Here is a 10,478-nt window from a genome sequence, read left to right as displayed (position 1 = left end):
AGTCCCGTCCACTCCGCCAATGCAAATAAAAAATAAGATATCTCTGCGGAGTGGTAGTTCAGTTGGTTAGAATACCGGCCTGTCACGCCGGGGGTCGCGGGTTCGAGTCCCGTCCACTCCGCCATTAGATATCTAAGAGTCACTCCAGAACTGGCTCTATAAATACCCACCACTGCGGAGTGGTAGTTCAGTTGGTTAGAATACCGGCCTGTCACGCCGGGGGTCGCGGGTTCGAGTCCCGTCCACTCCGCCACTCATTTTGATTACTCATATCACTACTACCCTAAACTTCTATATTTTAATCACAGTAAAATAACTTCCTTGTTATCTTTAGCTTAATTTAATTTGCTCAATAGAGTATTATCAACAGCTTGAACCAGTCATCAGAAATGCGACAGTATCGCTTCTGAGTCACCAATATACTTTCCAGAGATAAATGCTTGCGGCACTGTTTCTTGGCCTGAAATCGCTTTTAAACTTGTTAGGCTAGCGTCACGGCCTAATACAATCTCTTCGAATTGGATGCCTTTACTGATCAGGTGTGCTTTAGCTTTCTCACAATAGCCACATCCAGGTTTGGTAAACAAGCTCACAGGCTGAGGCTTTTCACACTCTGGGTTGATGTAATCAAGCATGGTATCGGCATCCGAAACTTCGAAAGGATCACCAGGTACATCAGGCTCAATGAACATTTTTTCAATAACACCATCTTTAACCAGCATGGAGTAACGCCAGCTTCTTTTACCAAAGCCTAAGTCAGCCTTATCGACAAGCATGCCCATCCCGTCCGTGAACTCTCCATTACCATCAGGGAGTAGGGTGATGTTGTCAGCTTCTTGATCTTTCGCCCAGGCATTCATAACAAAGGTATCGTTTACTGATAAACAAATTATGTCATCAACGCCATTTTGTTTGAATGCATTTGCCAGCTCGTTATAACGTGGTAAGTGTGTTGATGAACAGGTTGGAGTAAAAGCGCCTGGCAAGGAGAATACTACCACTGTTTTGCCTTTAAAAAGTTGCTCTGTAGTGAGATTCTGCCAGTCATTATCGACTCTCACAGGAAATGATACAGAGGGTATAGCTTGTCCTTCACGATTTTCTAGCATATTAATTTCCTCATAGTTGAATGCCTTTATTATCTATAATGCACATTTAGATTAAAGTAAGTAAAACAAATAAGGGCAATCTAAAAACTAGATTACCCTTATTTTATTGCTTGAATTGTGAGTATATGAAGTTATTTTAACGAGAATGATTCAGGCTCTTTAACAACCACCTTAATGACGTCATTAAGCTGAATATTACTCAAAGGCCTGTCACTTAAGTTTCTAGCGATGGCACTTTGCGCATTCACTTGTTCAACTACAACTTGTTCAATGGTTTGAATATGATGTGAAAACTGCATGCCATTTGCCGCAGTCAAATTGCTTCTGTGAAGGATTGAAAGTACTTGTCCCGCTTCAAGTCCATGGCTTTGCCCTAAGTTAATCACCACTCTATCAGAGTCGATCATTAATATTTTGCCAGTTGTTTTCAGACAACTTACCGCGGTATTTAGGTCTTGACTGACCTTATTGTAAATAGTTTGAATTTTTTGACCATAATCGGTTCGCCAAAACTCCTCACTATTTACATTCACGATCTGGGTTTTTTTATGTGGCCAAATACCTTGAACACTGTAATGTTGAGACCAGACTTGATCGTTTGTCTGAGAATCAAATAGTGCAAAGTCAATTTTAAAGTTGCGCATATAGGCCTCACTTTCCCAAAATGCGTAATCGTTGTTCATCCTTCTGCCTTGAGAAATATCAGTGATTTGACTCAGCAATACGTACTGACTATTACTACTGCGACTTAACGTATCAATTAAGTTAGCGTTGTACTCAAACTGCTGTGCAAAGAAAGCCCGGATATCAAGCTTTCGATCAATGTAAGGAATCATTTTTACGCCTAAATTTCGCTCGTTTAAAGTATTAAATAAACGCTGTGAACTGGCTTTGGGTATGTCAAAAATTTGACCTAGCCTAGCTTGATCTGGGTGTGTTAATTGGCTTTGTGTGACAGTAATCTGTTTATTAAATTTTGACTCAAGACACTGTGCTTGCTGGGGAATAATATCTAGATGTAGCGTTACAGAGTATTGCTCGCCTTGTTGCTGTTCATTGATCAAATTTACATGCTGTATCTGACCATGGGTTTTAATCTTTAACTCGTCTTGCTCGAGAACACCGTCGGCAACTGTCTGAACGCTAGACACCGTAGCACCAGAGAATATCAAAGCTTGGGTTATGGCATCTTTGACAGCCATTTGTCTTGCTGAAGACGTGTCACCATCAACTATGCCGCCATAACCGACTACCTCAAACCATTCTGCTTTTGCATGAGCGCAGAATGCAAGTAGTGCAATTATTAGAATATGTTTCATCATTTCGATTCCAAACTGATTCGCTTAATATACCAAAAGCAATAGACGTACCAGCTTTGTTGGCGTGAAAAATGCATCGAATGGACAGACTTTAACTTGGTGTGTTTATTATGAAAGCGAAAAACGTTTTTTATTCATCATTGGTAACATGTTCTATTCTACTTTCAGGCTGTAGCTCAGTATTTGATAAGCATATAGAGTATGCCTACGAAGAGCCGGATTATTACCCTGTTTTACGAGCTGTGGGGTATGCGCCTTTGAGCAGTCAACCAGGTGAAACGGATGCGCAAAAGATGTTGATGGCAATTAAAGTGTCTAAACTAGAAGCATACAGGGAGCTTGCCGAGCAAGTACATGGGCAAAAGCTCACATCAACAATGACTGTAAAAGGGGCAATCGCTCAAACGGATGGCTTATCGAGTAAAGTCGGCGGTTTAATTAAAGGCGCGAAAATAGTGAAGACATACTCTGTCGGTGATACTTACGCGACAGAATTAGAGCTAGATATGAAAAAAGTACACGAGCTGTATATTAGTGCTATAAAACCAAGAAAAGTAAAGCGAGTGATCTATTACTAACCAAAAAATGTGATTAGTAATTTTTCAAGTATTAGGCTTTTAAGTTTTTAACAAACTCAGAGTTCTCACTTATAACACCACCATCTTGTCCATAAGTAACAGAAGTGGGGGCACCGATTAATATATTTTTAAGCTCTCTAACTGCAAGCTGGGCCTGATGTGCAGCCTGAGCATTAACCTCATTTTGCTTCTTACATTTGAGTAGTAAAGAATTTACAGATTCTGTTAAAGGTTTTATTTGTTCAGTTTTAAAAATATCTTGGTTAAAACCCGAAAGTTCTTTATCTAACTTTTGAATGGTATTAAGAAGAGAAAGTTTTTCACGTGCGATGTCTTTTAAGCCATCGCCTTTTTTGCTGGCAAGGCATGCTAGCTCTGCATCTAAAAGCTGGGTCAAAGCGTTAAGGTGCTGTAATTGGTTTTCTAACTTATGATGACAAAGGTTTATTTGATCATCCATACACGTCAAACTCAAATGCCGCAATATTCTTAGCTAATTTTTCAGCATCAACCTGATATTTACCTTCACTAATTGCTTTCTTTAGCTCCTCAACTTTTTTGCTGTCAAAAGAAGGCGCTTGTTGCGCTTTTTCTTGCAAACTTTTTAGTTGTTGTGCTTGTGGTGTTAAACTCACAGAGTCAGTTGCAGCCTTTTGAGGGGCTTTAGCTATTTCAGCTGTCACGTTCGCGTCAGACTTTTGCATATCAGTTTTTTGTTGCTTGATATTATCAAGCACACTGTTTGGCTGAGATTGCCCTTTTATATTATTAACCATGATAATTGACCCAAAAATTACTCATGCCTATCTATCGACCTGTTTGCTTATAACTTTAGTAAAAAAGTTAAATATTAACCTCAACAGATTCTACATCTTTTACTCTTGCGGAGATAGTTTTTCCAGACTTTTGATTTTTAACTCTTATTTGTTCGCCAACATTTCCATCTTGAAGTGCTACGCCAGTTGTTTTTATTGTTAAGGTGCGAGTTTTAGCATAAATTGTCACATTGTCGCCTTTGCAAACCATACATATATGATGAAGCCCGATGGCTGTACCAGCTCTAAGTACTCTTTTACTTCTGCTACCAATCAGGTATTGCTCGGTATCTAAATTACTGGCCCTGACAAAGTGTTTAGGTTTGAATTCAATGCTGATAGATTCGCTGGTAATTAACTCTCCTTTGTTAATAGCCTGAGTTGTAACTATCACAGGGTGAAGCTCTTCAATTCTCACATGCACAAACTGAGTCCAGCTTGATGTGTCTTCACATTTTACTTTTACTGTAACTTGTCTGTTAAAAGGTGGTGTTGCATTGGTAGAGAATGACAAAGGACTCTCACAAGCGCGTTCTGACAATCGAGCATCTAATGGTAATGCTTTAATGGTTGTTTTGATATTGGTATTTAGCTCAATTTGCTGAGTAATAAACCTTTCAGCCCCCATTTCTAAGTTGGTGTTCGTATAAATTTGTGCTTGACTCATGTAGCTGGCTAGAAAACAAGCCATTACACAAAAAATCTCATATGATTTGGTTTTTTTTAACAAACTCATGATGTTTCGACTATGCTTATCTGGAGAAACAAGGTATAAAGATTTTGCGTGAAATACCATATTCCTTCAAGGTACTTCTATGATTAGTATCCTTTAAAGCGTATGATATTACCAAGATGACCGTTATGTAGGAGATTGAAATGGCAGGTGTTTTAGACTCTGTAAACCAGCGTACTCAGTTGGTTGGGCAAAACCGCCTAGAGTTGCTACTTTTTCGACTGAGAGGTCGTCAAAGATTTGGCATCAATGTATTTAAAGTTAGAGAAGTGCTTCAGTGTCCGCCCCTCACCAGTATGCCGAAATCAAACTCTTACATTCGCGGCGTTGCCCATATTCGTGGTCAAACTATTTCAGTTATCGACATGTCTTTAGCTGTGGGTGGTCCACCCATCGAAAACATTAAAGACTGTTTTATTATCATTGCTGAATACAACCGTTCAGTGCAGGGCTTTTTGGTCGGTGCGGTTGAAAGAATCGTTAATATGAATTGGGAAAAAATTATGCCGCCACCAGATGGTGCGGGTAGGTACTCCTATTTAACGGCAGTGACAGAAATTGAAAACGAACTAGTCGAGATACTAGACGTAGAAAAGATTCTCAACGAAATATGCCCTGTTAATACTGAAGTCAGCGAAGAAATAGTGTCTGATGGTGAAATGCAAAAAGACCTTGGTGAGCGAATTGTATTTATCGCAGATGACTCTGCAGTTGCAAGAAATCAAGTCAAGCGTGCTTTGGAGCCATTAGGTGTTCAAACAGAATTAGCAAAAAATGGTAAAGAAGCTTTAATTAGGCTAAAAGAGATTGCAGAAGTTGATTGTCAAAATGACATCACTGAGCGTGTAGGCCTGCTTATTTCAGATGTAGAAATGCCTGAAATGGATGGCTATACGTTAACTGCTGAAATTAAAGCAGATCCAAAATTAGCCCCTTTGCATGTAATCTTACACACTTCACTAAGTGGGGTGTTTAATCAGGCTATGATTGAAAAAGTTGGCGCTGATGATTTTATTGCAAAGTTTAACCCTGATGAATTAGCAACAGCGGTTAAAAAATGGGTTCATTGTGATTAGATAACGGCGGTAGTATCTTGGAAAATAAAAACCTTCAACAAGGCGAATATGACCAGTTCAGAACCTTCCTAGAGCAGCAATGCGGGATTGTTCTTGGAGATAATAAACTTTATTTGGTAAAAAGCCGTTTAGCTCCGTTGATGGCTCGCTTTGGGGTGGACTCTCTTTCAGCGCTTGTCGCTAAGACACTGAGCCCTCATGAACGTCAGCTAAGAGCTGCTGTTGTTGATGCCATGACCACAAACGAAACTCTCTGGTTTAGAGATACTTATCCTTTTGAGTTGTTAAAAAGTAAAATATACCCAGAATTGAAAGACACTCGAAGGGGCTTAAAAATCTGGTCAGCGGCAAGCTCTTCAGGCCAGGAGCCATACTCTATTGCGATGGCGACACAGGAGTATCAGTCTCAAAACCCAGGCGCACTGAAAATGGGTGTACAAATTGTTGGTACTGACATTTCAAATACCATGCTTGATATGTGTAAAAATGCAGAGTATGACTCATTGGCCTTAGCACGAGGGTTGTCCGTTGAACGTCGTCAAAAGTTTTTTCAAGACAGTGGCAACGGCATGGCACGAGTTGTTGACCCAATAAAGAGAATGGTTAATTTTAGGCACCTTAATTTGCTAGATTCATATTCTTTAATGGGGAAGTTTGACGTTATCTTTTGCAGAAATGTACTGATTTACTTCTCGCCAGAAGTGAAAGCTAAGATTATTTCTCAGTTTGCGCAGGCTCTGAATCCTAGAGGGTATTTGTTTTTAGGGGCATCTGAATCGATGGCGGGGCTCAGTGATGAGTTTGAAATGATACGTTGTAATCCGGGGATTATTTACCGTAAAAAAACATAATAAATACTAAGCGGCAACCTACTTGCCGCTTTTTTTATATCTTAAGAGTGTCACCTCAAATCTTTCTAGCTGTATCCTTTTTCTTATCTCATTGAAATTTATATCTTTTATTTTGGCCCGTTTATTGCTTTTACTTGGTAGAGTCAATTTTTTGGAGTCGTGTCATGGCAATTAGTTTTGATAAAGCACTAGGCGTTCACCAACATACGATGTTGATACGTTCACAACGTGCAGAGATGTTAGCAAGTAATATTGCGAACGCAGACACACCAGGATACAAAGCAAAAGATATAGATTTTGCACAGGCATTTAAAGCGGCAAAGTCTTCTCAGCAACGTGGCAACATGATGCAAAGAACAGACAGTAAACATCTACATGGTGGCAGTCAATTAAATAGCAGTGTTGAGTTATTTCGCAATCCAAATCAAGCAGATACAGGTGATGGTAACTCAGTTGATATACAAGTGGAACGAAACTTGTATGTACAAAACGCATTAGAGTATCAGGCAAGTTTGCAATTTTTAACTGGCAAGTTTAAAGGGCTAAAGAAAGCCCTAGGTAGTCAAGGAGCATAACCATGAGCTTATATAATGTTTTCGATATAGCAGGCTCTGGAATGAGTGCTCAAAATATTCGATTGAATACCACTGCGAGTAATATTTCAAATGCCAATAGTATCAGTTCTAGCCAAGATAAAGTTTATCGAGCGCGACACCCTGTATTTGCAGCAGAACTGACCAAAGCGTCTGAGGCACATGATCCAAGTCAGCTAAATGCGTCGGTTGGAGTGAAAGTGCTAGGCATCGTAGAGAGTGATAAACCATTACAGGTTGAGTACAACCCTAATCACCCTAGTGCTGACAAAGACGGGTACATCTATAAACCAAATGTGAATGTAGTAGAAGAAATGGCAAACATGATCTCTGCTTCACGTTCGTACCAAACCAATGTCCAAGTTGCTGATGCAGCCAAGCAAATGCTCAGCAAAACTTTATTACTTGGTCAGCGCTAGTGGGAGTATAGCCGATGAGTAACGATATTAATGCCGCATCTTCATATATGGATTCGTTACGTTGGTCTGAGCAAAATAAAACAACGCAGAGCGATAAGAAAAACGACGCATTGACGCAAGAAGATTTCTTTTCGCTGCTTACTCAACAATTGTCTTATCAAGATCCGAGTAAACCTGCTGACAATGACCAAATGATTTCGCAGATGACGAATTTTACGATGGCCGAAGGTATTTCCGGTTTAAATGAAAAGTTTGATTTGTTGTCAGCCTCAATGACCTCTAACTCGGCATTACAGGCGTCTACGCTAGTCGGCAAAAAAGCGCTATTAGAATCGGATTCAATAGACTTTGGTGATGACCAATTAGCTAAAGGCTCCATTATAGCTCAAAATCCTGTAGAGAAATTAACGGTCAGTATATTTGATGATAAAGGTCAGCTGGTTCGTCAAATGGATATGGGGGCACAAAAAGCTGGTGCAATCCGCTTTGAATGGGATGGTAAAAACGGTGACGGAGAAACCATGCCAGCAGGTAATTACAAAATTAAGGCTGAGGGTAGTTTGAATGGTGAATATACCAGTTTACCCATGGCCACATTTAAGAATATAGACAGTGTTAACGTAAACGGTGCTAACGGCATCATAGTTAATACGAGCTCTGGCGCAGTGAAATTATCAGACGTCGCAGAGATAGCATAGATTTTAAGTACTTAAGTAAATTTAAGTGAAAGAGGTGAAAACATGAGTTTCAATATTGCATTAACAGGATTGGCTGCGGCACAAAAAGACTTAGATGTCACAGCAAACAACATTGCTAACGTTAACACGACAGGTTTTAAAGAGTCTCGAGCAGAATTTGCTGATGTATACGCATCATCTGTATTTAGTTCAGGCAAAACTAAAAATGGTGACGGTGCGCAAACGACCATGGTTGCTCAGCAGTTTCACCAAGGCTCGCTTAAATTTACCCAAAACTCGTTAGACTTAGCGATTACGGGTGAAGGCTACTTTGCAATGAGTGAAGATATCGCTTCACAAGATTATACCTATTCGCGTGCAGGTGCGTTTAAACTTAATAAAGATAACTTCGTAACAGATGCCGCAGGTAATTACCTACAAGGCTTTCCGGTAGACCCAGGCACAGGTAATACAACATCACTGAGCCTGAGTACCGCTTCTCCAATTCAAATTCCTGACGCATCTGGTTCGCCTCGTCACACGTCAAACATTTATAGTTCAATGAACTTAGATTCACGTGCTGGCGCACCATCAACTACAACGTTCGATCCAGGCGATAGTACAAGTTATAACTCATCAACATCAACGACCATTTATGATTCGTTAGGTGAGCCACATGTTGTACAGTTTTTCTTTGTGAAACAAGATCCAGCTGTTGCGAATAACTCTTGGCAAGTATTCGCAACAATGGATGAGCTCCCCATCGATATCAATGGTAATGAAACTGCAGCGGGTGCACATACACCAATTGATACCTTGCAATTCACTGCTGCAGGTCTGCCAGATGTAACAGCACCAGAAACAACTTTTCCTGATATCAATATTTTATCGACAGGTACTACTGGACTGTCGCAACGATTAACGAATGGTGCACAGTTTCCAAATAACATCACAGTAAATTGGAGTGATGAAGGTAATACCGCAAATAAATTACCTACACAGTATGCAAGCCGTTTTGAAGTAAAGGCGCTTGAGCAAGATGGTGCAACAGTTGGTCGTTTAGCAGGTATTGATATTGGTGCTGACGGTAAAGTTGTTGCGTCTTATTCAAATGGTGATACTGCTTTCCTTGGTCAGGTTGCCATGGTTCGTTTCTCAAACTCACAAGGTTTGTCCCAGGTAGGTGGTACAGCTTGGAAGAAAAGTTTAACCTCAGGTGAGCCAATCGCAGGTGAACCAGGTTCAGGTACATTAGGTACAATTAACTCTTCTGCTTTAGAGCAATCGAACGTTAACCTTACAAACGAGCTCGTAGATTTGATTAGTGCTCAACGTAACTTCCAGGCTAACTCTCGTGCCTTAGAAGTTAACTCGACACTACAACAGAACATTCTACAGATCCGATAATCACTTAAACCCTCTTTCATCAAGGCCGCAACAGCGGCCTTTTTTTCTTTTTTAAACGTCAAAATTAGGTTGGCACTTTTATTGCTTTAATAGGTTTAAGATTAATTTTTAGGCCAATGTAATGGATAAAATGCTGTATATCGCAATGTCGGGCGCCAAACAAAGTTTGCGTGGTGTGGCATTAAAAGCGAATAACCTAGCCAATGCCAATACCACAGGCTTTAAAGCTGACTTTGCTCAAGCGCGTTCAATGCAAGCGTTTGGTGAAGGTTTACCAACACGGGTGTTTGCGATGCAAGAGCGCCCAGGCACCAATATGACCATGGGTGCAGTTGTTGAAACAGGTAGAGATTTAGACATCGCTGTAGACCAAAAATCTTGGATCAGTGTGTTAGATGCTTCAGGAGAAGAAGCGTACACAAAAGTCGGTACCTTAAACATCTCCACTGATGGGGCGTTAAGAACGAGTCACGGCCGTCAAGTTATTGGCGAAGGTGGTCCAATTATTTTACCTGTGCCTGTTGATAAGGTGGTGTTTAGTGACGATGGCTCAATTCAAGTTCGTCCTCAAGGAGCACCGGCTAACTTTTTAGAAGTAGTTGATAGGCTGAAAATCATTGAAGCTGATAACAGTAAATTGCAAAAGGGCAATGATGGCCTATTTCGTCCAAGAGAAGATGCCTTAGAAGATGGCTTTTGTGGTTTTTGTGACATATCGCCAACAGCTCGAGTTATGAGTGGCATGTTAGAGATGTCTAATGTCAATCCAGTGCATGAAATGACAGACATGATTAACCATCAACGTCAATTTGAAATGCAAATGAAGTTAATGAAAAAAGCAGAAGAGATGGATGAAAAGCATGTCACTCTTCTTCGTATAGTATGATGAGTGAGGTATAAG

Annotated in this window: 13 protein-coding genes and 2 tRNA genes; 10 read left to right on the top strand and 5 right to left on the bottom strand. The window is 40.3% G+C overall.

The features are described from left to right. Window positions 1-47 precede the first annotated feature (47 nt). Both C1E24_RS16850 and C1E24_RS16845 read left to right on the top strand, forming a co-directional pair. A tRNA-Asp gene (locus C1E24_RS16850) sits at window positions 48-124 on the top strand. A 52-nt stretch (window positions 125-176) separates the two neighbouring features. Continuing rightward, window positions 177-253, top strand: a tRNA-Asp gene (locus C1E24_RS16845). Window positions 254-383: 130 nt separating this feature from the next. Here C1E24_RS16845 and C1E24_RS16840 read toward each other — a convergent pair. Together C1E24_RS16840 and C1E24_RS16835 are read right to left on the bottom strand one after the other, a co-directional pair. Next, entirely contained in the window at window positions 384-1,109 is a 726-nt protein-coding gene (locus tag C1E24_RS16840; protein ID WP_138483465.1) for a glutathione peroxidase, read from the bottom strand. A gap of 131 nt (window positions 1,110-1,240) precedes the next feature. Beyond that, window positions 1,241-2,431 (bottom strand): flagellar assembly protein T N-terminal domain-containing protein, encoded by a 1,191-nt coding sequence (locus C1E24_RS16835; RefSeq protein ID WP_138483463.1) that lies wholly within the window; start codon window positions 2,429-2,431, stop codon window positions 1,241-1,243. A 107-nt stretch (window positions 2,432-2,538) separates the two neighbouring features. Between C1E24_RS16835 and C1E24_RS16830 the strand changes: the two genes are divergently transcribed. Next, window positions 2,539-3,006 carry an LPP20 family lipoprotein gene (locus C1E24_RS16830; RefSeq protein ID WP_138483462.1) on the top strand — a complete coding sequence of 156 codons (468 nt, stop codon included), beginning with the start codon at window positions 2,539-2,541 and terminating at the stop codon, window positions 3,004-3,006. A gap of 31 nt (window positions 3,007-3,037) precedes the next feature. Here C1E24_RS16830 and flgN read toward each other — a convergent pair whose 3' ends face one another. The 3 genes from flgN to flgA form a co-directional block, all read right to left on the bottom strand. Then, a complete protein-coding gene (gene flgN / locus C1E24_RS16825; RefSeq protein WP_138483460.1) occupies window positions 3,038-3,466 on the bottom strand; it encodes a flagellar export chaperone FlgN in 429 nt (142 codons plus the stop codon). Then, complete coding sequence (gene flgM, locus C1E24_RS16820; RefSeq protein ID WP_138483458.1) at window positions 3,459-3,782, bottom strand: flagellar biosynthesis anti-sigma factor FlgM; 324 nt, start codon at window positions 3,780-3,782, stop codon at window positions 3,459-3,461. The genes flgN and flgM overlap by 8 nt, the downstream gene beginning before the upstream one ends. 67 nt (window positions 3,783-3,849) lie before the next feature. Continuing rightward, on the bottom strand, window positions 3,850-4,488 hold the full coding sequence (gene flgA / locus C1E24_RS16815; RefSeq protein WP_240722041.1) for a flagellar basal body P-ring formation chaperone FlgA: 639 nt from the start codon (window positions 4,486-4,488) through the stop codon (window positions 3,850-3,852). A gap of 209 nt (window positions 4,489-4,697) precedes the next feature. Here flgA and C1E24_RS16810 point away from each other — a divergent pair, with 209 nt between their 5' ends. The 7 genes from C1E24_RS16810 to C1E24_RS16780 all read left to right on the top strand — a co-directional run bounded on the left by C1E24_RS16810 (window position 4,698) and on the right by C1E24_RS16780 (window position 10,463). After that, a complete protein-coding gene (locus C1E24_RS16810) occupies window positions 4,698-5,630 on the top strand; it encodes a chemotaxis protein CheV (protein ID WP_138483454.1) in 933 nt (310 codons plus the stop codon). Window positions 5,631-5,647: 17 nt separating this feature from the next. After that, a complete protein-coding gene (locus tag C1E24_RS16805; protein ID WP_138483452.1) occupies window positions 5,648-6,481 on the top strand; it encodes a CheR family methyltransferase in 834 nt (277 codons plus the stop codon). Window positions 6,482-6,645: 164 nt separating this feature from the next. Continuing rightward, window positions 6,646-7,056 carry a flagellar basal body rod protein FlgB gene (gene flgB / locus C1E24_RS16800; RefSeq protein ID WP_138483450.1) on the top strand — a complete coding sequence of 137 codons (411 nt, stop codon included), beginning with the start codon at window positions 6,646-6,648 and terminating at the stop codon, window positions 7,054-7,056. Window positions 7,057-7,058: 2 nt separating this feature from the next. Then, window positions 7,059-7,493, top strand: coding sequence for a flagellar basal body rod protein FlgC (flgC, locus tag C1E24_RS16795; RefSeq protein ID WP_058029153.1), 435 nt, complete (start codon window positions 7,059-7,061; stop codon window positions 7,491-7,493). 14 nt (window positions 7,494-7,507) lie between these two features. Then, the gene (locus tag C1E24_RS16790) at window positions 7,508-8,191 is read left to right on the top strand and encodes a flagellar hook assembly protein FlgD (protein WP_138483448.1); all 684 of its coding nucleotides are present in this window, start codon (window positions 7,508-7,510) and stop codon (window positions 8,189-8,191) included. Window positions 8,192-8,233: 42 nt separating this feature from the next. Next, complete coding sequence (gene flgE / locus C1E24_RS16785; RefSeq protein ID WP_138483446.1) at window positions 8,234-9,577, top strand: flagellar hook protein FlgE; 1,344 nt, start codon at window positions 8,234-8,236, stop codon at window positions 9,575-9,577. A 121-nt stretch (window positions 9,578-9,698) separates the two neighbouring features. Further along, window positions 9,699-10,463 carry a flagellar basal body rod protein FlgF gene (locus C1E24_RS16780; protein WP_138483444.1) on the top strand — a complete coding sequence of 255 codons (765 nt, stop codon included), beginning with the start codon at window positions 9,699-9,701 and terminating at the stop codon, window positions 10,461-10,463. Window positions 10,464-10,478 lie beyond the last annotated feature (15 nt).

Source organism: Pseudoalteromonas phenolica (assembly GCF_005876835.1).
In the GTDB taxonomy this organism is placed as follows: domain Bacteria; phylum Pseudomonadota; class Gammaproteobacteria; order Enterobacterales; family Alteromonadaceae; genus Pseudoalteromonas; species Pseudoalteromonas phenolica_B.
This window is presented reverse-complemented; position numbering and strand designations above follow the sequence as displayed.